The 20,685-nt window shown below is 68.1% G+C and carries 16 protein-coding genes; 6 read left to right on the forward strand and 10 right to left on the reverse strand.

Annotated features, from left to right (window positions below):
- Positions 1-17: 17 nt before the first annotated feature.
- Positions 18-1,556, forward strand: coding sequence for a calcineurin-like phosphoesterase family protein (locus OXG83_02300; protein MCY3963844.1), 1,539 nt, complete (start codon positions 18-20; stop codon positions 1,554-1,556).
- Positions 1,557-1,616: 60 nt separating this feature from the next.
- On the opposite strand, the gene OXG83_02305 is transcribed toward OXG83_02300, so the two are convergent.
- Positions 1,617-3,200 carry a HupE/UreJ family protein gene (locus OXG83_02305; protein MCY3963845.1) on the reverse strand — a complete coding sequence of 528 codons (1,584 nt, stop codon included), beginning with the start codon at positions 3,198-3,200 and terminating at the stop codon, positions 1,617-1,619.
- A 78-nt stretch (positions 3,201-3,278) separates the two neighbouring features.
- Between OXG83_02305 and OXG83_02310 the strand changes: the two genes are divergently transcribed.
- Positions 3,279-4,520 carry a hypothetical protein gene (locus tag OXG83_02310; GenBank protein MCY3963846.1) on the forward strand — a complete coding sequence of 414 codons (1,242 nt, stop codon included), beginning with the start codon at positions 3,279-3,281 and terminating at the stop codon, positions 4,518-4,520.
- Here the strand turns inward: OXG83_02310 and OXG83_02315 are convergent.
- Genes OXG83_02315 through OXG83_02330 form a run of 4 tightly spaced genes read right to left on the reverse strand, consistent with a single transcriptional unit; the run spans position 4,517 to position 10,112 of the window.
- Positions 4,517-6,565, reverse strand: coding sequence for a PQQ-binding-like beta-propeller repeat protein (locus OXG83_02315; protein ID MCY3963847.1), 2,049 nt, complete (start codon positions 6,563-6,565; stop codon positions 4,517-4,519). The two genes, OXG83_02310 and OXG83_02315, sit on opposite strands and share 4 nt — an antisense overlap.
- Positions 6,566-6,570: 5 nt before the next feature.
- Complete coding sequence (locus OXG83_02320) at positions 6,571-7,497, reverse strand: LLM class flavin-dependent oxidoreductase (GenBank protein ID MCY3963848.1); 927 nt, start codon at positions 7,495-7,497, stop codon at positions 6,571-6,573.
- Positions 7,498-7,522: 25 nt separating this feature from the next.
- Positions 7,523-8,500, reverse strand: a complete 978-nt coding sequence (locus OXG83_02325; GenBank protein MCY3963849.1) for an NADPH:quinone oxidoreductase family protein — start codon at positions 8,498-8,500, stop codon at positions 7,523-7,525.
- A gap of 31 nt (positions 8,501-8,531) precedes the next feature.
- The gene (locus OXG83_02330; GenBank protein MCY3963850.1) at positions 8,532-10,112 is read right to left on the reverse strand and encodes an AMP-binding protein; all 1,581 of its coding nucleotides are present in this window, start codon (positions 10,110-10,112) and stop codon (positions 8,532-8,534) included.
- 114 nt (positions 10,113-10,226) lie between these two features.
- Between OXG83_02330 and OXG83_02335 the strand changes: the two genes are divergently transcribed.
- Both OXG83_02335 and OXG83_02340 read left to right on the forward strand, forming a co-directional pair.
- On the forward strand, positions 10,227-11,543 hold the full coding sequence (locus OXG83_02335; protein ID MCY3963851.1) for an aconitase X catalytic domain-containing protein: 1,317 nt from the start codon (positions 10,227-10,229) through the stop codon (positions 11,541-11,543).
- Positions 11,540-11,962 carry a DUF126 domain-containing protein gene (locus OXG83_02340; GenBank protein ID MCY3963852.1) on the forward strand — a complete coding sequence of 141 codons (423 nt, stop codon included), beginning with the start codon at positions 11,540-11,542 and terminating at the stop codon, positions 11,960-11,962. The genes OXG83_02335 and OXG83_02340 overlap by 4 nt, the downstream gene beginning before the upstream one ends.
- Here the strand turns inward: OXG83_02340 and OXG83_02345 are convergent.
- Both OXG83_02345 and OXG83_02350 read right to left on the reverse strand, forming a co-directional pair.
- Positions 11,934-13,184: an alginate export family protein gene (locus tag OXG83_02345; GenBank protein ID MCY3963853.1), complete on the reverse strand. Its 1,251-nt coding sequence runs from the start codon at positions 13,182-13,184 to the stop codon at positions 11,934-11,936. The genes OXG83_02340 and OXG83_02345 overlap by 29 nt on opposite strands.
- A 101-nt stretch (positions 13,185-13,285) precedes the next feature.
- Positions 13,286-15,106: a DUF3604 domain-containing protein gene (locus tag OXG83_02350; protein MCY3963854.1), complete on the reverse strand. Its 1,821-nt coding sequence runs from the start codon at positions 15,104-15,106 to the stop codon at positions 13,286-13,288.
- Between the two features lie 170 nt (positions 15,107-15,276).
- On the opposite strand from OXG83_02350, the gene OXG83_02355 reads away from it, so the two are divergent.
- Complete coding sequence (locus OXG83_02355) at positions 15,277-16,608, forward strand: c-type cytochrome (GenBank protein ID MCY3963855.1); 1,332 nt, start codon at positions 15,277-15,279, stop codon at positions 16,606-16,608.
- 10 nt (positions 16,609-16,618) lie between these two features.
- The gene (locus OXG83_02360) at positions 16,619-17,293 is read left to right on the forward strand and encodes a DUF2911 domain-containing protein (GenBank protein MCY3963856.1); all 675 of its coding nucleotides are present in this window, start codon (positions 16,619-16,621) and stop codon (positions 17,291-17,293) included.
- 58 nt (positions 17,294-17,351) lie between these two features.
- Here the strand turns inward: OXG83_02360 and OXG83_02365 are convergent, their stop codons facing one another.
- Genes OXG83_02365 through OXG83_02375 form a run of 3 tightly spaced genes read right to left on the reverse strand, consistent with a single transcriptional unit; the run spans position 17,352 to position 20,669 of the window.
- On the reverse strand, positions 17,352-17,750 hold the full coding sequence (locus OXG83_02365) for a dimethylsulfonioproprionate lyase family protein (protein ID MCY3963857.1): 399 nt from the start codon (positions 17,748-17,750) through the stop codon (positions 17,352-17,354).
- 2 nt (positions 17,751-17,752) lie between these two features.
- Positions 17,753-19,027, reverse strand: coding sequence for an MFS transporter (locus OXG83_02370; protein ID MCY3963858.1), 1,275 nt, complete (start codon positions 19,025-19,027; stop codon positions 17,753-17,755).
- Between the two features lie 40 nt (positions 19,028-19,067).
- On the reverse strand, positions 19,068-20,669 hold the full coding sequence (locus tag OXG83_02375; GenBank protein MCY3963859.1) for a carboxylesterase family protein: 1,602 nt from the start codon (positions 20,667-20,669) through the stop codon (positions 19,068-19,070).
- Between the last annotated feature and the right edge of the window lie 16 nt (positions 20,670-20,685).

Raw genomic sequence — 20,685 nt, forward strand, 5'->3', positions numbered from 1 at the left:
CAAAGCAGATTCGATCCATGAACCGACACGCCACCTCCCGCCGCACCTTCCTCAGGACCGGCGCCGCAGCCTTCGCCGGCGCGGCACTCCGCCCGGAAGGGCTTCTCGCCGATCCCTACGCCCCGCTCGGTTCCCAGCCGACACCGACTCGGCCCGGCATGCCAGCCGCGCCGACCACCCGCTCCTCTCCCATCGTCGTTCAGGGCGTGGTGCGCTCCCGCGGCCGCGGCATCCCCCGGGTCCCGGTCTCGGACGGCGTTCAGGTCGTGGACACTGACGCAGATGGCACCTTCGAGATCCTCACCCGGTCCGAGCGCGGGTTCGTGTGGTTCACGCCGCCATCCGGCTACCGCATCCCCCTCAACCGCCCCGGGACCGCCCGCTTCTACCAGGCGCTGTCGGGCCGGCAGCAGCAAACAGCGACCTTCGACCTCGAACCCGACCCGGTGCCCCAGGACGACCACACCCTGCTCCTCCTCGGCGACATTCAGGCGCAGGACGAGCGGGAGACCGGCCTCTTCCTGGGCCAGTCGGTGCCCGATATCAGCGAAACGATCGCCGGGCTCGGCGGCGAGCACGTTTTCGGCATCTCGTGCGGCGACATCATGTACGACAACCTCTACCTCTATCCCGACTACGAGCGCGGGGTGCGCATGATGGAGGTTCCCTTCTTCCAGGTGGTCGGCAATCACGACCTCGATTTCCATAGCTTCACCGACCGCGCGTCGGCCGAGACCTTCAGCGACCACTTCGGGCCCACGTGGTACTCCTTCAACCGGGGCGCCGTCCACTACGTGGTGCTCGATGACGTCTTCTGGTACGGCGAGGGATATCTGGGATACCTCGGAGCCGACGTCCTGGCCTGGCTGGAGCAGGACCTGGCGAGGGTGGAACCAGGCTCGACCGTGATCGTCGCCACCCACATTCCCGTCCTGGGCAGCCGGCACACTCGCATGGGCGACGAGAAGCCGCGCACCAACGTTGCGGTCGTCAACCGCGACGCGCTCTACCGCCTCCTCGAGCCCTTCAACGCGCACATCCTGACGGGCCACACGCACGAGAGCGAGCACGTCTTCGAGCAGGGCACGCACGAGCACGTCACCGCGGCCGTCTGCGGCGCCTGGTGGAGCGGCCCGATCTGCTTCGACGGCACCCCCAACGGCTATTGCGTCTACTCGATCCGCGGCGAGGAGGTGCGTTGGCGTTACAAGGCCACCGGCTACCCCGCCGATCACCAGATGCGTCTCTACCGCACGGGGTCCAATCCGGCCGCCCCCGGCGAGCTGATCGCCAACATCTGGAACTGGGACCCCGAATGGACGGTCCGCTGGTTCGTCGACGGCGAGCCTCGAGGCGAGATGGAGCGCCACCGCGGACTCGATCCCCTGAGTGTGGAGCTGCACACCGGGCCTGACCTGCCGCCGCGGCGCGAGTGGGTCGAGCCGGTCCCCACGGATCATCTCTTCCGTGTCGCGTTGACGGGCCGTGAGCGAGTCGTCCTAGTCGAAGCCACAGATCGGTTCGGACGGGTGTACACCGAGGAATGGCGAAGGTAGACAGGCTCTGGCGACGGGCCGCCGCGAGGAGGCTGATGGGCTCGCCGTCGGACGTCGCGGTCACTGATCGCGGGTAGGCGAGCGGCAACGGGCAGCGCGTTCTCTGCGCCGCTTGGGGAGCGCGTTTCTCCATCGTCGCAGGTTGTTTGGGCAACGATGACCGTTTGAGGGTCGTCGGCGCAGCCACTGGCTTGTGGGAACCGCGGCCGCCGCAATCACCAGAATCCACGGCAGGACGCCCTGAGGCACGGTATCCAGCAGCGGCGCCAGGGGGCGGTATTGCAGGAGATCCGACCCCCGGTCGCCGGTCCAGTGCCAGGCAGTGTGGACGATCAGGGCGGAGATGAGGATGGTTCCGAGCCGCTCGTTGGGGAGGCGGCGGAACACGAAGTCCAGCAGGGGAATCAGGAGCAGCAGGACCAGGAGCTGGCCGAGTTCGACGCCGACGTTGAAGGCGAGCAGGGAGGTCACCAGGTGCGAGCCTGCGAACTGGAGCGATTCGTTGAGGGCGAACGAGAAACCGAAGCCGTGGACGAGGCCGAAGCCGAAGGCGGCGGTCCAGCGGCGCTCCTGGCCGACTCCGAGGATGTTCTCGAAGGCCATGTAGACGATGGAAAGCGCGATCAGGACTTCGACCAGAGTGGGGAACCACAGCGCGCGTGGCGCGAGTCCTGCGGCGGACGCGATCAGGGTAATCGAGTGGGCCACCGTGAACGAGGTCACGACGAGCACGAGCTGGCGCAGGCGGCGAAGCGGTGCCACCAGGCAGACCAGGAAGAGCAGGTGGTCGAGGCCGCTCAGGATGTGTTCGAAACCCATCGCGATGAAGTGGATCGAGGCCTGCGCCCAGTTCGGGTCGAGCCGGACCCGGCCCGGTTCGGCGGCGAGTTGAAGCGCTCGCGCATCGCCGTCGGACGACTCGTAGCGAATGACCGTGAGGACCCGCAGGCCCAGGCGGCCGAAGCGCGGGTCGATCGAGAATCGGGGTCGTTCGTTGGCGCCGTGAGCTCCGAGCGGCGTCTCCAGGTGGACATCGAGCAGTGCCTGCCGCCAGACGAGCTGGGTTGTCGCCGGCAGGGGGGGCTCGCGGATGTGGGCAAGGGCGCGGTCGAAATCGAGGAAGGAGCGGTCGGACGGGATCGACAGCCGGACCGCCTGAACCGTCGTCGTCGGCAGTTGGTCGCGACCGGCGTACAGGTCGAGGTTGGGCGTGATCCAGCGGTTGGCGGCTTCCACGAGCAGGTTGCTCGCTCGTAGCGCCTCCAGGTCCAGGATGCCCCGGTAGTCGACCGGGAACTGCATCTCCTGCATCGCTTCGAGCGGCGTCCGCACGAGCACTTGGAGCCGGTCGTCCTGCTGTTTGACTAGGACCTGGACCGTGACGCTGCCGGGCACCTCGTGGGCCGCGGCGGAATCAGCGGCGAAGAGCAGCGGCGCTGCGGCGAGGACGACGCAGCCGATCTGAAGTCGCGGAAACGCGTTGGAGCGGAGGCGGTACAGGGGGCGAATGCTAGCCGTCGCGCCGTCCAGAATGCCGGCGAGAACCCGGGTGACACGGTCCGCGTCACCCGTGAACCGGTCCGTGCGTCCGTCATCGGACGCACGGATGACACGCCGGCGCACCCAGTCTGGCCCGTTGTACACTGACCGCACCTCCCTGGTGTTGCAGCAACCGCCGGCAGCGCGGCAGACGACGGATTCCAACGACTGGATGGACCGACGATGACATCGAATCGTACGTACTCCGTACTCGGCTGCGTGGCAGCCCTTGCTTTCCTGCTCGCCGCCTGCGGTGGCGGCAGCTACGACGGCGGTGACGAGGCCGCTGGCGACGGGCCGATGGCGCCGCGTTTCGAGGTCGATCCGTTCTGGCCGCAGCCGCTGCCGAACCACTGGATCCTGGGCCCGGCGATCGGTGTCACCGTCGACTCTCGCGACCACGTCTGGATCGTTCATCGGAACACGCCGAACGCGTTCGGCGCGATCAACGAGATCGGCGCGGCGCAGGATCCGCCGCTCTCCGAGTGCTGCATTCCGGCGCCGCCGGTGCTGGAGTTCGACCCGGACGGCAACCTGGTCGGACACTGGGGCGGTCCGAGCGAGACCGGCGAGTTCGAGTGGCCGGCGTCGAACCACGGCATCCTGGTCGATCACATGGACAACGTGTGGATCGGCGGCAACGGCGGCGGCGATTCCCACACGCTGAAGTTCACCCGGGACGGTCAGTTCCTCATGCAGGTGGGGAAGGCCAACGCCCTGGTCAACGAGGGCGCCGGCGAGGACGAGCCGCGCTTCGTGCGCAACAGCCACGACATGGAGAACTTCGGCCGGGTGGCGAAGCTCTCGGTCGATCCGGAAGCGAACGAGATCTACGTCGCCGATGGCTACTTCAACCGCCGGGTCGTCGTGATCGACGCGGACACCGGTGAGTTCAAGCGCTACTGGGGCGCCTACGGCGAGGCCCCCGACGACGAGCTGGACCTCGGCCAGTACGTCCCCGGCGATCCGCCGGCGACCCAGTTCCGCGGTCCGATTCACTGCGCCGACATCTCGGCCGACGGCCTGCTCTACGTCTGTGACCGCGCCGCCGACCGGATCCAGGTGTTCCAGGCCGACGGCACCTTCGTGAACGAGGTCTTCATCGCGCCCGAGACCCTGTCTCAGGGCTCGACGTGGGACGTCGCGTTCTCGCCGGACGAGGAGCAGAAGTTCCTCTACCTCGCCGACGGCCAGAACATGAAGGTCTACGTGATCGAGCGCGCGAGCATGGAGGTGCTCTACGCCTTCGGCGACGGCGGCCGCCAGCCGGGCCAGTTCTTCGCCGTCCACTCCATCGCCACGGACTCGAAGGGCAACATCTACACGACCGAGACCTACGAGGGGAAGCGGCTGCAGAAGTTCGTCAACCTGGGGATGCGCGCGGTGCCGGAGGAGGACCTGGGCACCCCCTGGCCTTCGGACTAGCCCGGCAACCGGTACGCGATCAGCTCGAACGGCTCGCCGCGGCCGCCGATGGAGATCACGACGTACTGCACGCCGCGGTGCAGGTACGTGATCGGGCTGCCGTCGGAGTGGGCCGGCAGTTCGACCTCCGCGAGCAGCTCTCCGGTCGCCTTGTCGAAGGCGCGGAGCGCCGGCACGGTGTAGCGCCAGTCTTCGCGCGCCGCCGACCGCGGATTGGTCCAGGCGAGGCCGCCGGTGACGTCCTCGGGCTGTTCGTTCCACTCCCGCTCCGCCTTCGCCTCCTGGTACCGGAACGAGCGGGAATGGCCGGAACTCACGATGAGCAGCGTCTTGGTCACGAGGGCGTGGCCGCGGACGCCCGAGCCCAGAAGCGGCAGGTCGAGGCCGGCGAGCCGGGGGTGTCGGCGAGGGCCCTCGCCGAGCGGCATCTGCCAGACGATGTCGCCGCGGTTCATGTCGTAGGCGGTCACCCGCGAGTACGGCGGCTTCGAGATCGGCAGGTCGAAGGGGCCGTGGAAGCCCGACACCCTGGCCACGAAGTCGAAGGAGGAGCGGCTCGGGTCGGGCCTCCGCAGCGTGATCAGGATCGGCGCCGTGAAGGAAGGCACGTAGAGCTTGTCCGTCTCCGGATCGAATGCGCCGCCGGGCCAGCTCGCACCGCCCTCGAAGCCGGGCATGGCGACGGTGCCGCGCTCGCTCGGCGGCGTGTACATCGGCCCGTACTGGTGCGAGGTCAGGATGTGCTCCGCCTCGGCGCGGATCTCGGGCGTGAAGTCGATCACGTCGGCGAGCTGCATGCCCTGGCGGTCGAACGCCGGCGGTTTGGTGGGGAAGGGCTGGGTGGCCGAGGTCTGCTCGCCGGGGATGCCCGTCTGGGGAACCTGCCGTTCCTCGATGGGCCAGAGGGGTTCGCCGGTCTCCCGATCGAAGACGTAGAGGAACGCCTGCTTGCTGGGCAACATCGCCGCCTTGACGCTCCGACCGTCGACGACGACGTCGCCCAGCACGGCCGGCGCGGCGAAGTCGTAGTCCCAGAGGCCGTGATGGACGGCCTGGAAGTGCCAGCGGCGTTCGCCCGTCTCGCAGTCGACCGCGACCAGGCTCTCCGCGTAGAGGTTGTCGCCGCGGCGATGACCGCCGTACCAGTCGTTCGTCGGTGTGCTGGTCGGCAGGTAGGCGAGGCCGAGTTCCTCGTCGGCGCTCATCAGGCCCCAAACGTTCGCGCCGCCGGTGATCCGCCAGGATTCGTCCTCCCAGGTGTCCGTGCCGTGCTCACCCTCCTGGGGCACGGTGTGGAAGGTCCAGAGCTGTCGCCCCGTGCGCACGTCGAAGCCGCGTACGTCGCCCGGCGGTCCGTCGCCCGGTCCCAGCGGACCGTCCGAGATGGACGAGCCGACGATCGCGACGTCGCGGCAGATGGTCGCAGGCGAGCTAACGGTGTACTTGCGGCGTTCCACGGCCCGGTGCAGTCCGGTGGTCAGATCGACGCCGCCGTGGTTCCCGAAGGAGCGCACCGGCGTGCCTTCGTCGGCGTAGACGGCGCGCAGGATGGCGTCCGTGCTGGCGTAGATCAGGCGGCCAGGAGCGTCCGGGCGCTCGGGATCGTGCCAGAAGCTGGGACCCTTGTGGGTGAAGCCGTGGTTCGTGGGCCGGCCGTGGCCGTAGCTCTGTGGATCGTGCTGCCAGACCGTCGTGCCCGTTGCCGGATCCACCGCGGCGGCGACGCCGTAGCCCGTGACGACGTACAGCCGATCGCCGATCTTGATCGGCGTCGTGACGTGTGTCCGCTGCTTCATCGACGCGTCTTCGAACCGCGGATCGTTCGCCATCAGGTCGTTGTCCGGCAGCCGCCAGCGCCAGGCCGGTTCGAGGCGGGCGAAGTTCGAGGCATCGATCTGGTCGAGCGCGGCGTACCGGCCTGCGTCGTTGCCGCCGGTGATCGTCGGCCAGTCGGTGTCCTGTGCCTGAATCTGGGCAAGGCCCGGCAGTAGAAGTGCGGCGCCAAGGAGCGCCGCCACGGGTGCCGGCTGAGCCTCGCCGGACATCCGCCTCAGTCGAAGGCGGGAATGATCTCTTCCGCGACCATCTGGTAGTGGTCGAGACGGTGCGTCGGAATGCCGCCGATCATGATCTCGTGGGCGCCGGCGTCGATCATCTCGCCGATCCGGTCGATCACGTAGCTCTTCGAGCCGGCCGCAGTTCCTTCGCCGAGGCCGCGAGCGGCGATGAAGCGCCCGGCGGCGGCCTCGTCGTCCGTCACGAAGGTCGGCATCAGCACCGTGTGCCGGATCTCGCCCGGATCCCGGCCGGCGTCTTCGCAGTGCCTGTTGACGACGGAGACCTTGTGCCTGAAGTACTCGCGAGTCATCGGTCCGCGGGCCCAGCCGTCCAGGTTCATCACGTCACCGTGGCGCGCCAGGGTGCGCAGCGTCCGCTTCTCGCCGGTGCCGCCGATCAGGATGGGAATCGGGTCTCCGTAGCAACCGGGCGAGAGGGGCGCGGAGTCGAGATCGTAGTACTCGCCGCTGAAATCGACCGGCTCGTTCGAACGGAACAGGGCCCGGATCAGTTCGACCGCCTCCTCGAAGCGGTCCTGGCGCTCCTTCATCGAAGGGAATGTCCAGCCGTAGGCCTCGTGCTCGCGCTTGAACCAGGCCGCGCCGATCCCGAGCACGAAGCGGCCGTGGCAGATGTGGTCCAGGGTGCCTGCCATCTTGGCCACCAAGCCGGGATTCCGGTACGTGTTGCCGAGAACCAGGTGGCCGATCTTCAGGTTGTTCGTGATGCTCGCGGTCGCCGCGGCGACGGTGAAGGCCTCCTGTGCCGCGAGGTGCTCCTCTTCCTTGAGTCCCGGGGGCGGCAGGTAGTGGTCGGCGTACCAGATGCTGTCCCAGGGGCCCTGGTCGAGCAGCTCGGCCACGTCCCGGACGCTGTCCCAGGTGTTGCGGTAGACGGTGACCTGCGCGCCGAACTTCATGTTGTGCTCCTCTCCTGCTGCGACGCTAGGCGCCGCGCTGCATGACCATCTTGCCGATGACCTTGCGGTCCATCATGTCGCGAAGCGCCTGCGGCACCTCTTCCAGGGGATAGCGGCGCGAGATGTAGGGCTGGATCTTGCCGGCGGCGGCCAGCGCCTCGGTCTCCACCCTCGTCGCTTCGAAGATCTCGGGCTCGCGCATCCTGGAGGCGCCCCAGAACACGCCGACGATGTCGCAGCCCTTGAGCAGGGTGAGATTGAGCGGCATGCGCGGAATGCCCGCGGTGAACCCGATGACCAGGAACCGGCCGCGCCAGTTCGTGGCGCGGAGCGCCGCCTCGGCGTAGTCGCCGCCGACCGCGTCGTAGACGAGGTCGACGCCCTTACCGTCCGTCAACTCCTTGGCGCGGTTCTTCAGGTCCTCCGCGGCGTAGTTGATCGTCTCGTCGGCGCCGCGTTCGCGGCAGAGCGCCAGCTTCTCCTCGCTCGAAGCGGCTGCGATCACGCGCGCGCCCATCACCTTGCCGAGCTCCAGCGCGGCAAGGCCGACGCCGCCGGCGGCGCCCAGCACGAGGAGCGTCTCGCCCGGCTTGAGGTTGCCGCGGTACTTCAGCGCGTAGTGGCCGGTGCCGTAGGCGTAGCCGTATCCCGTAGCCTCCGCGTGGCCGAGCCCCGGCGGCAGTTTGCGGACCTGGGACGCCTTGAGCAGCACCTGCTCGGCGAAACCGCCGGTGCCGCCGCCGCCGACCACGTCGTCGCCGACTGCCAGGCCGTCCACATCCGGCCCGACGGCCGCGATCCTGCCGCCCACCTCACCGCCGAGCACGAAGGGTGGCTCTCCCCGGAACTGGTAACGGTTCTCGATGATCAGCGTGTCGGGCCAGGTGATTGCCGCCGCGTGGATGTCGACGACGACCTCGCCCGGCCCGGCAACCGGATCGGGGAGTTCCTCGATCGTCAGGTTCTCCGGGGGGCCGAACGCGCTGCATACAACTGCCTTCATGGTTGCCTCGGGATGTAGTTTGGGGAAGCTGTCAGATCTGCCGCTCGCGGCCCTTCCAGTACGGCGCCCGGACCAGGCCGCGCTGGATCTTGCCGGTGGGCATGCGCGGCAGGTCGGTCGCGAAGTCGATCGAGCGCGGGCGCTTGAAGTCGGGCAGGTTCTCGCGGCACCAGGCGAGGAGTTCCTCGGCGAGGTCCTCGCCCGCCTCGAAGCCCTCGTCGACTTCGACCACCGACTTGACGCTCTCGCCCCACTCCTCGTGGGGCACGCCGACGGTGCAGACCTCGTAGACCGCGGGATGCTGCTGGAGCACGTCGTCGATCTCCTGGGGGTAGATGTTGACGCCGCCGGCGATGATCGTCTCCGCCGACCGGCCGGTCAGGAACAGGTACCCGTGCTCGTCGACGTAGCCCATGTCGCCCATCGTGAAGTAATCGTCGCGATAGGCGGAGGCGGTCTTCTCGGGGGCCTTGAAGTAGACGAAGCTGTTCTCAGGGGCCTCGAAGTAGACCGTGCCGGTAGTTCCGCTCGGCACCGGCTCGCCCTCGTCGTCGAGCACCTTGTACTTCGTTCCTTCGACCGTGCGGCCGACGCTACCCGGCTTCTCCAGCCACTCCTTCGAGTCGACCCAGAACGTGCCGCCTTCGGTGGCGGCGTAGTACTCCCAGACCACGGGGCCGAACCAGTCGATGATCTTGTGCTTGACGTGGACCGGCGTCGGCGCCGCGCCGTGGCAGAGCCAGCGCATCGAGGAAACGTCGTAGCGCTCGCGGACCTCCGACGGCAGTGCGAGCATGCGGTGGAACATCGTCGCGACCATGTGGGTGTGGGTGACCCGGTGCCGGTCGATGAGCGCCAGGGTCTCTTCCGCGTCCCACTTGTCCATCAACACCGAACCGACGCCGGCGCCCATGGGCATCGCCAGGTTGAGGCCCAGTGGCGCGGCGTGGTACAGGGGCCCGGTGACGAGCGAGCAATCCGTGTCCGGCTCGAAGTCGCCCGACTCGCGAACCGCCAGCAGGAACGGCGTCGGCGTCGCGTTCGCCTTGCGGTAGACCCCCTTGGGGTGGCCCGTGGTGCCGGACGTGTAGAGCATCGGCGCGCCGAGGATCGGGTTGTCGATGTTCGAGCCGTCCTCCGCTGCGAGCGCTTCGTCATAGGACTCGGCGCCCTCGATCTCGCCGCCGACTGCGAGAGTCAGGCGCAAGTGGCCGGAAGCAGCTTGGGCGGCGGCGACGGCCGGCGCGAAGGCCTCGTCGGCGATCAACACGAGGGCCTCGCAGTTGTCGACGATGTAGGCAACCTCGGGTGGCGAGAGGTGCCAGTTGATCGGCGTCATGCGTCCGCCGGATCGCTGGCAGGCGACAACCGTTTCGATGAACTCGGGCCGGTTCCGGCACAGCAGGGCGACGCCAACGTCAGGACCGACGTCGTGCGCCCGCAGCACGCGGGCCAGGCGATTCGCATTGGCGTTCAGCTCGCCGAGCGACCGGCCGCCGAACTTCGATAGCACCGCCATTCGTTCGGGAGCCAGCTCGGCGTGCACCGCGAAGCCCATGCCGTAGGGCGCTGCCGCCATCAGTCGTTCCTGTAGTTCGAGGTCGATCGCCATGCGGCCCTCTCCGTCGGTGCCGGCTATGCCGGCGCCGCTTGTCGCTGGTTCCTTGAGTCGTCGGTTGCGGAGGTTCGGAGCGGGGAGTGTAGCCCCTAGTTACACTGACCGCCCATGCCCGCCGGAGCGCCGCCCGAAACCGTCGCGCTGACGGTCCGCGACCGTGCGATGCTTGCGGGCGACCATGGTGCAGCAACGGCGGTCGCCATGCGCATCCTGGTCACGATGGCGGGGGTCTACGGCGCCAAACGTCTCCTGGATATCGAGGGCGCCCACATCGACGGTTGCCTCTACCACGGCGATTCCGGAGTCGACTTCGCGGAGTTGCTGGTGGCGGGCGGCGCCCGGGTGTGCGTGCCGACGACGTTGAACGTGGGCGGTCTCGATCTGCTGCACCCTGACGAGTTCGCGGGAACGGCCGAGCGCCGGGCCAAGGCGTTGCGATTGATGGAGTGCTACGACGAAATGGGCTGCCGCACCATCTGGACCTGCGCCCCCTACCAGACGACGCCGCGACCGGCGTTCGGGCAGCAGGTCGCCTGGGCGGAGAGCAACGCGATCGTGTTCGCGAACTCGGTGCTCGGTGCGCGCACCCACCGCTACGGGGACTTCATCGACATCTGCGCGGCGATCACCGGGCGGGCGCCCGCGGTGGGATTGCACCTGGAGGAGAACCGGCGTGGCCAGATCGTCTTCGATCTGCGGTCGTTGCCGCGGGCTCTCCGGTCGGCGTCCTGGCTGCTGCCGGCGATCGGCTACCTGGTGGGCGAACGCTGCGGCAATCGGGTGCCCGTACTGCTCGGCCTGGAGGAGGTGGACGAAGACGGCCTGAAGGCGTTGGGCGCGGCGGCGGCCTCGTCGGGCGCGGTGGCGCTCTTTCACGCGGTCGGCATCACGCCGGAGGCACCGACTCTGGATGCGGCGCTCGGCGGTCACGAAGCCGAGGAGTGGATCGACGTCACGGTGGATGATTTGCAGGCCGGGCTGCGCAGTCTCTCGACGGTCCCCGCGGCTGCGGCTTCGCGTCCCGGGGCCGGCGGAGACCTGGCGATCGACGTCGTGGCCCTGGGCAGCCCTCACTTCTCTCCGCGCGAGTTCGCTGAACTGCTGCCGCTCGTCGAGCGTCATCCGCCCTCGGCCGGGGTCGAGTTCGTCGTCTGCACCAACCGGCTCTCGCTCGACTTCCTGGAACGGGAAGGGGCTCTGGAGCGGCTGCGCGCCTTCGGTGTCCGCGTGGTCGTCGATACCTGCGTCGTCGTGGCGCCGATCCTGCGCACGCCGGCCGGCGGCGTGCTGATGACGAACTCGGGCAAGTTCGCTCACTACGCGCCCGGCAACGTCGGCTTCGATGTCGTCTTTGGCAGCCTGGCCGAGTGCGTTCGTTCAGCCCAGGCCGGCCGGCTCTGGCGCGACCCGGATCTGTGGCCGTGAGCGGCGTGGAGCTGGAAGGGCGGGTCCTGGTGGCCGGGACCGGCGCCGGGCGGGTGCTCCGGCTGGAGGAGCCGCTTTCGTTCTGGGGTGGTGTCGATCCGGTCACCGGGACGATCATCGACCGGCGCCATCCGCGTTGCGGTGAGAGTGTCCGCGGCCGCATCCTGGTCGTGCCGTACGGGCGCGGGTCGAGCAGTTCGAGCTCGGTGCTGCTGGAGGGCGTTCGTCTGGGTACGGGGCCGGCCGCCGTCGTGCTTCGCGAGCTCGACGGTATTCTCGCGCTGGGCGCCGCGGTGGCCCGCGAGCTCTACGAGCGGTCGCCACCCGTGATCCTGCTCGATGCGGCCGACTGGGAGGCTCCGTCGGAAGGAGCCGAGGCCTCGGTCGACGTCAGCGGCCGCCTGCGGATCGCAGGTTGACGGTCCAGGACGTCCAGACCCAGATCTTGAACGTGTCCGTGCTCCACTCGTCCGCGTTGTACTGCGCCAGCTTGATGCCGAAGTCCTGCTTCCAGGGGGTGTTCCACACCGCCATCGCGTCGATTTCGGTGCCGTAGTCCATGCTCCCGACCGCGGAGCGGAACTGGTGCCAGCGGACCGTCCAGTTCCAGGTGTCCAGGTTGTGGTCCAGGCGCAGGTACAGGTCGACCAGGCCGTGGGCGGGAGTGCCGAGGAACTTGTCGGTCCAGCCGTTGAAGCCGTGCAGGGTGGCGAGCGGGGTGCGGAACCCGTAGGCGCCGTCGCCGTCCAGGGCCTCGCGCACGGCGCGCACGCTGACGTCTCCCCGGGTGAAGCCGATCCCGGTCTTCTGGTAGTCGAGGTCAACGCTGCCGGGGTGGTCCGCCCAGTCCGATTGGACCGCGTACTGGAGTTCCCACAGAACGGAGACCGCACCGGCCTCGCGCGAACCGTTGTAGCTGGCGCCCCAGTTGGAGGTCGAGTTCGCTGCGGCTCCGGGTCGGTCGTAGTCCAGCAGGTAGCCGAAGAGGGCCAGGTTGCCGGGACCCGCCGGGCCGGAAACGTAGATCACGTGGGAGCCCATCGGCTCCTCGGCGCCGGTGATCCGGTGGGCCCGGTTCAGGAAGGCGTAGCGCAGCGACCAGTCGGCGCCCATTTGCGCGTCGAGGGCGGCGGCGTCGAAGGCCTGGTGATGCTGGCGCCAGCCGACCGCGCCGACGAAGCGCTGGTCGCCGATCAGAAGCTCGGTCCGGCCGAGGGTGAAGGCCACCGGCCCCCGCTCCAGGCGAGCCGCCGCCTGGTTGATCGCGGTGAGAGCGGGATCGGCGATGATCGGCCGGTCGCGGACGCCGTTGTCGAGTCCGCCGTAGCCGAGGTTCCGGTACGTGCGGTCGTTGCCGACGGGGGTGACATCCTCCGCTTCGAGCAGGAAGGAGAAGCCGCGAAAGGCCTTGGTCTGCAGCTTGAGCGTGGTCCGCAGGGTCGAAGCGAGCGCAGTAGCGTCGAAGGCGTCGTCGTCGGATTGCTCGACCCGGTAGCGGAGACCGAGCGAAACGTCCGCGTCGCGGATGGCCTGTCCGAGCGTCGCCGGCTCCTGAGGAGCGTTCTCCTCGTCGCCTTGTGCAAGACCGGGCGAAGTGCCGACGGTCATGCTCAGCGCGAGCGGAATCAGACACTTGCGCATGATCGGGTACTGGTACTCGGGATGATGAAGCTGGAGTGACCGGCGGCCGGCGGAAGTATATAGGCCGGCTGTTGAGGGGTCCGCCGGCAGTACACGTCCTTTCACTCGGTCGGTGGGCCGCCGACCCAGATCGGCGACGACCAGGCGCGTTCCTGGATCGTCGCCTGGAGCCCCGGCCTCGGATCGACTCCGGCCTTGACAGCGTCCCAGGTCGACCAGCGGCAGGTGGGGTTCTCCAGCGCCCGGAGGTAGTAGAAGGCGTGCTGCCCGGCTTCGAAGGTCGGATCCTGCCAGAGCGTGACGAGCTCCGACGCCCCCCTGTCGGGCGTGAGGCTGCAGTCGCTGAGATTCACTTCGGCGCCGTTGTCGGGGCAGCGATGGGTTTCGGGATCGGGAGTCAGGCCGTCCGAGCAGGCGACGTCGAACACCTGTTCCATCCCGTGTCCGTCGTCACTCCAGCCCTTGATCACCTGAACCCGCTGCAGCGGCGTGCCGAGTGGATCCTGAAGAGCCCAGACGAGGAACCGCGGAGGCTCCGCGCTTTCGGACGCTGCTGGCAGTTCGCCGCCCATCGGCACGCCCTCGGCATAGGCCACTTCGACCGCGTCGTCGCGCTCAGCCAGGTCGTCCGGATAGTCGCCGGCGAAGAAGCGGACGACGATGCGGGGGCCGCTCGTCGCGAAGGTTTCCTTGCGGCGGAAGGCGTCGTAGATCGAGTCGCGGGTGTTCTCCTCGGCCCAGACGCCGGCCAGGCCGGAGGCGCTCCAGGTTTTGTAGTAGGTGTCGTTGTAGGCCGTGACGCCCTCCTCCGACGCGATCGGCACGGAGCCGCGGAGTTCGGCCGTCGCGTCCAGGATGCCGACCTTTGCGACGAAGTTCGATTCGTCGAGCGAGGCGCCGCCGTTGTGGGTGTCGCTGGCGCCCACCAGGCCGAAGCGATAAGGGTTGACGCGCCGCTCGGCCTGGAGCTTGAGTCCGCGCAGGTAGGCGTCGCGGGCGTAGGAGCCGCGCGGCTTCGACTTGTTCCACTGCGCGATCCGGTAGGGCATGATCTCGAAGTCCGCCCACTCGTCGTTCGGCGACAGGAAGGGGTGGGTGTCGGAGGTGCCCTTGACCTGGGTGACCTCGACCAGGGGCTCGTTCCGCATCCGGGTTTCGGCGTAGGCGGCGTCGATCGGCTCGCCGGCGAAGTTGACGAGCTGGAACATGTGGCCGTCGGAGCCGTTCGAGTTGTGGGGGATGGCGAGGGCCTCGATCCCGTGCGACCGGAGATCATCCATCCACGCCCAGAGGTCCTCCGGGTTGATCGAGTCGCTGCGGCCGTATGGGTAGTCCGGCACCGCGTCGCCGCGGAAGATCACGTTGCGGTGCAGGTTGCCGCCTTCTCGGCTCGACGTGTACTCGTAGGCAGGGAAGGTGGTGAAGGCCCCCGGGTCGTTGTGGCGCTCGGCGGCCTCGACTGTCCGCTTCCAGGCCGAGCGGATGACGTCCACGTCGCGGTGCTCCCGGACGTAGGCGCCGCTGCGGAAGGCATTCCGCTTCTCGCTGATCGTCCGTGCCTGCGTGAAGTCCGCGGCGCGGTCGAGCTTCGACAGCGGGTGGTCGGGCTGGGACATCGCTTCCAGCATGCCGAGGTAGTTCGCGTGGTCGGTCACCGCGAGGAAGTCGAGCGGTCGGTCGAGCTGGAGGTCGAAGCCGCCAGGGTGTTCGATCGCCTTGCCCCTGGCGAACTCGTAGGCGTCGTCGGGAGTCGTGCGGGTGCCGAAGATGAAGGCGTCGAACGAATAGCGCGTGTGGACGTGGAGGTCGCCGAACAATGCCCTTCGGTCGGCTTCCTGGGCTGTCGCGGCGAGCGTGCCGCAGAGCATCAGGAAGATCGTGGTACCCAGAGCTCCGGCTGAGTTGGCGAGCGACTTCCGCATAGTGGCCATCTCCGTTTCGCTTGACATCGTCGATTGATCTGCGGTGATCCACAATACGCCACTCCCGTTCGGGTACACTTACTGAGCACCGACCAAGGATCCGGGCCGGCAGGCGTTTCCTGGTCGTCGACAGCGGACGTAGCGGTCCGCGATACCGGGAGTACACGAAGATGAAGACCCAGACCTCTCGTCCGATCCTGCTCATGCTCGTTGCCGCCGTTGCCGTCCCCGGCCTTGGTCTGGCGGCCGAGGCCGACACGCCGACGTTCTACGCCGACGTCCTGCCGGTTCTGCAGGAGAATTGCCAGACCTGCCACCGGCCGGAAGGCGAGGGCGAGAACATCGGCGGCATGATCGCACCGATGCCGCTGATGACCTACCAGCAGACCCGGCCCTGGGCGCGCTCGATCGCTCGGGCGGTCGAGAACCGCTCGATGCCGCCCTGGTTCGCGACCGAGGCGACACGCGGGAAGTTCCACCATGAGCGGGTGATGTCGGACGACGAGATCGAGACGGTTCTGGCCTGGGCCCGTGGCGGTTCGCCGGCGGGCGACGCGGCCGATGCGCCGGCGCCGAAGAAGTTCGTCGAGGAGGGCTCGGGCGGCTGGTCGCTCGGGCGTCCGGACCTTGTCGTTCAGATGCCGGAGAACTACTGGGTGGCCGACGACATCGCCGACATCAACATCAACTTCGAGACCGAGCTCACCGAAGAAATGCTGCCGGAGACTGTCTGGGTGCGCGGCGTCGAGTTCAAGGTCGGCGGCAGCGACGTTCACCACATGTGCGCGAGTGTTCGGCCACCCGGCGGCGCCACCGCGCTTGGCAAGTTCAGCGACAGCTCGATTGGCTGCATCGCCCTCGGCGCCGAGAGCCACTTGATGGAACCCGGCTACGCGATGAAGCTCGAGCCGGGTTCGACGATCGAGTTCTCGATGCACTACAACAAGGAGGCCGGCGAGGGAAGCGGCTTCCATGACCGGTCCGAGATCGGCTTCGTGTTCGCCGACGCTCCGGAGAGCGAGCTGCGCGAGGTCAAGTTCGACTCGATCGGCAATCTGACCTTCGAGATTCCGCCCGGCCACGAGCGCTGGAAGGTCGGTGCCGCGCGGGTTTTCCCGGTCGAGACGGACATCCTGGCCCTGTGGCCCCACGCCCACCTGCGGTCGGTCGCGGTGCGCTACGACGCCTTCTACCCCGACGGCACGACCGAGGTTCTTCTCGACGTGCCGAACTACGACCAGGAGTGGCAGACGACGTACCAGTACAAGAAGCCGAAGACGATCCCTGCCGGCACCCGGGTCGAGGTTTCGATGTGGTTCGAGAACTCGCCCGAGCGCGGCGAGGAGCGCGGCTTCGACCCGGCGGACAACGTCGTCAACGGCACGGCCACGACCGACGAGATGATGCTCGGCTTCGTGGCCTGGGCGCCGGTCGAGCCGGTCGATCCGATCGCGCTGCGGCTTGGAGTCGCCTCGATTCAGAGCACCGGCGGCGGGGAGTAGGTAGGCGGGAATGACCGGTTCGCGCGGGTGGTGGCGGCTGCCTTCGGTCGCTGCCGTCCTGCTGCTCTCGGCAGCGGCGTTTGGGGCGCCTGCGGCGGGTCAGTTCGCCGAGACCGAGAAAGTCATCGAGAAACCCTCGAAGGAGGGAGAGGGTCGCAAGCTCGACGCCTCGGGTCTGACCAACGCATTCGCGGTGCTGGTCAACGCGACGCGTTCGATCGACAGAGCCGAGATCGGCGGCGGCATGGTCGAGGTGAACGCCGGCAGGCTGCCGCTCCTCGGCGTGGACTGGGAGGCGTTGCAGGAACACGAACAGGGCCTGTTCGAGTTCCAGACCGCGGCCGCGATCAAGCTGCGCACGGAGGCCGACATCGTGGTCGGCGACCTCGAGGTGCCGGCCGGCAACGTCTCACCCGGTTTCGCGGGCCTCTACAGCTTGTGGCTCCGCCTCGACGACGACGGGCAGTGGGTGCTGATCGTGAACAACGAGCCCGACGTCTGGGGCACGATGCACGATCCGGCGAAGGACCTGGGCGAGATCCGGCTTGAGCACTCGATCGTGGAGGGCGGGAAGCCGCGCCTGACGATCGAGATCGAGCCGCCCGAAGGCGACACCCCGGGGACGCTAACGCTGTCCTGGGGCGAGCATCGCTGGCAGACGACGGTCGCCGGCCTCAGGTCGTAAGTGCCAGGAAGCTAGCTCGACCGGACCCGCACGGGCCACGCGCAGGTTCTCGTGACGACTACGGATCCAGATGGTAGTCGATGTCCTCGAATCGGTCGCGTGGAAACGTGAAGATGAAGACCAGCGGTTCGGGGCCGATGCAGCGAAGGGCGTGTCTGGCGTTTGGTGGGATGTAGATGGCCGTGCCCGGGCCAATCTCTTCCCGCGTGTTCTCGATCTCGATGAGAGCGCGTCCGCTGAGCACGTAGTACGTCTCCTCCGGCTCGTGGTGGTGTCGCGAAAGCGCGGCACCGGGCTCGATCTTCGCCACGCCGGTGACGAGCCCACCGCTCGGACTGCGCTCGCGGCTGATCAGCAGCTTCCAGCGAATGGCGCTCGGGGAGGTATTGGCCGGATCGGCCCAACTCTCCCAGTCGACGTACGCCTGGTCGGCGATGACGGGCTCCAGTTTGCGCATTCCTAGCCTGTGGCCGGCGGCGTGATCGGCCTGGCTCCAAGGACCGGCGCGCGCAGGCCGAAGGCGACAAGGGATCCGACGAAGCAGAGGCCCGTCAGGATGGTGAGAGTCAGCACGTGGGAGTCTGACCAGTCCGAGAGCATTCCGGCCAGGGTCGGAGCCGCTGGGGAGATCATGCCGGTGATCGCGAAGCGGGTGCCGACCGTCGTGGCGAAGGCGCGGCGGCCGTAGAAGGCCGAGTAGACGACCGGGATACAGACGTAGGCCGCGCCGAAGCCGAGTCCGATCAGGATCATGGACAGGTAAGCGATCAACTCGGTGTTCGCGACGATGAACAGCGCGCAGCCGACACCCTCCAGGATCAGGACGATGCCGAGCAGCCGCTGCGGCGTCATGAAGTCGCCCGCGAAGGCGCTGAGACGGCCGAACAGGCTGACCAGCACCCGGGCGCCCAGGATCGAACCCGCCATCGCGGTGGTGAAGCCGAGAGCATCGAGATGGTGGCGGCCGAAGACGGCGATGATGCCCCAGGGCACGCCGTAGGCGATGGACAGACCGATCAGAACGTAGAACTGGGACGTGCGCAGGGCGAGCGGTGCGGTCCATTCGCCGCGGCCGGTTGGGCCGGATGGAGCGTCGCTCTCGGGTTCCTTGGCCTGGCCGCCTCCATCCGGCTGCTGCCCGATTCGCTCAGGCTCGCCGCGCATGAACACGGCGGCCAGGACGGCTACGAGGGCGGAGATGCCGGAGATGATCAGCCAGCCCGTGCGCCAGTCGGCGATCTCGAGGATCCCCGGGGCAAAGTACTTGAGCGTCACGTAACCGAAGACCGCTCCGCCGGCGAGAATCAGGGCCATGGCCCGTGAGCGAAAGCGGATGAACCAGTTCGAGGCCAGTGCCTGGGCCGCGAGGATCGTGCCGAAGCCGACCGAGATACCGCCGAGCACGGCGTACGCGAACATGGCGTCGGCGAACGACTCGACCCGGCTCATGAGCCAGAAAGCGACGACCCCGACCACGGCGCCGAGGCTCATCATGGACCGGATTCCCCAGCGTCCGATGGCGAAGCCGGCAACCGGGCCGAGCCCGTGGTAGATCCAGCTGAAGACGCTGAAGATGAGGCCGCCCTGCGTGTCGTTCATGCCGAGGTCGGCCTGCATCTCGGGCAGGAAGAAGCCCCAGCAGTAGTACATCGGCGAGATGGCGAGGCCGTAGCAGACGGAGCCGAGCCCGACCATCTTCCAACCGAGGAAGCTGCGAGGCGGGTTGCTCGTCATTCCCGGTCCCGCAGCTTCGTCTAGTTGGTTAGCTTGTCGCCTACTGACCGCGGATCGCTTCCAGCCGGTCGTTGATCTCCCGCTCTAACTCGGCGCCCGTCTTCACCTCGTCACCGAGTTCGAGATACGCCTGCCTGTCGCCATCGAACTCCGGCCAGGCCGGCCGGCCGCCGCCGTTCGGGTCGCCGGTGCGGGCGAACTGGACCCAGTAGTCGATCATGAGCGCCGCGAGCCGGTCATCCGTCTCGTCGTAGGTTTCGCCCTGCAGCGTGTTGAAGACGTAGCCGAGCTCGGCCGCGTGGTGCGCGCCCCAGGCCGGGTTCTCCGGGTTCACGCGGGTGAAGAAGTACTGGAACGCCGGGGAGGAGACCGAGTCCATCCCGAGGAGCATCCGGCGCGTGCCGCGCAGGAACCAGGTGTCGGTCAGGAAGCGGTCCTGCTGCACCTTGAGTTCCTCGGCGCTCTTCGAGGGGTAGAGCTTCGCCACTTCCTCGGCCTGGTCGCCGTAGACGCCCTTCAGCATCTCGAGGAACTCCGCCCGCTCGGTGAGCGGTTGGAAGGCCATGAACATCGTGCCCTCGTTGCGGTTCGTGCCTGCGATCAGGGGAATGTCGTTCTGCTTCCCTGCCGTGTACCGGTCTTCGCTCGACTCGGGCATGAAGTCGGTGCCGAAGGTGACGTGCGGTTCATAGCCGCCGAGCGCGCCGCCCTGGGCGGTCCTGGTGATGATCGTGCCGGCGTCCAGTGCGCGCAGCGCCCCGGCCGTCTGCTTGGTGCCGTCGCCGAGCATCGTCGTCGCCCAGGCGACGCCGACATCCTCGGCGCTCTTGTGCAGTCCGTTCTCTCCCCGGAGCGGGCGGATGTTCGTGTCCGTAACCCAGGGGCTCTCAGCGATCGCCCGGTGGATCAGGCCGGTAGCCAACGGGCTCGCCATCAGCGCGTGAACGCTGGTGCCGCCGGCGGACTCGCCGAAGATCGTCACGTTGTCCGGATCGCCGCCGAAACTGGCGATGTTCCGCTCGACCCACTGGAGCGCCGCGATCTGATCGAGGAAGCCGTAGTTGCCGGATTCACCGCCTGCCTCCCGAGACAAGGCGGGGTGCGCGAGGTAGCCGAGCGGGCCGAGCCGGTAGTTGATCGAGACTAGGACGACCCCCTTGGCGGCGAAGGCGGAGCCGTCATAGCCGACCTGGTTGCTCCAGCCCAGGCTCAGGCCACCCCCGTGGATCCAGACCATCACCGGCCGCGGATCGTCGCCTTCCCCAGCCGCCGTCCAGACGTTCAGGAACAGGCAATCCTCGGAACTCTCCGGCAGGGCCTCGCCGGTCATCATGGCCAGAACGGGGCTTTGCGGGCAGATCGCGCCGAACTCCGTCGCGCCGCGGACGCCGGTCCACTTCGTCATCGGCTGGGGGACCTTCCAGCGCTGGTCGCCGACAGGAGGCGCCGCGAACGGGATGCCGCGGAAGACCGTCAAACCGCTTGCCGCATCGAGGACCTCGCCCCGGAGCGAACCGGTGTCGATGTCGACGACGGCAGCGCTGCCAGCAGCGTTCGCACTTGAAGCGGTGAGGAAGCCGAGGGCGAGGACGCCCGTGGCGGCGAATAGCGCGAAGGCGCCCCGGAAGCGGTGAATGGTCATGATCTCTCCCCTTGGT

The sequence above is a fragment of the Acidobacteriota bacterium genome (assembly GCA_026707545.1).
In the GTDB taxonomy this organism is placed as follows: domain Bacteria; phylum Acidobacteriota; class Thermoanaerobaculia; order Multivoradales; family Multivoraceae; genus Multivorans.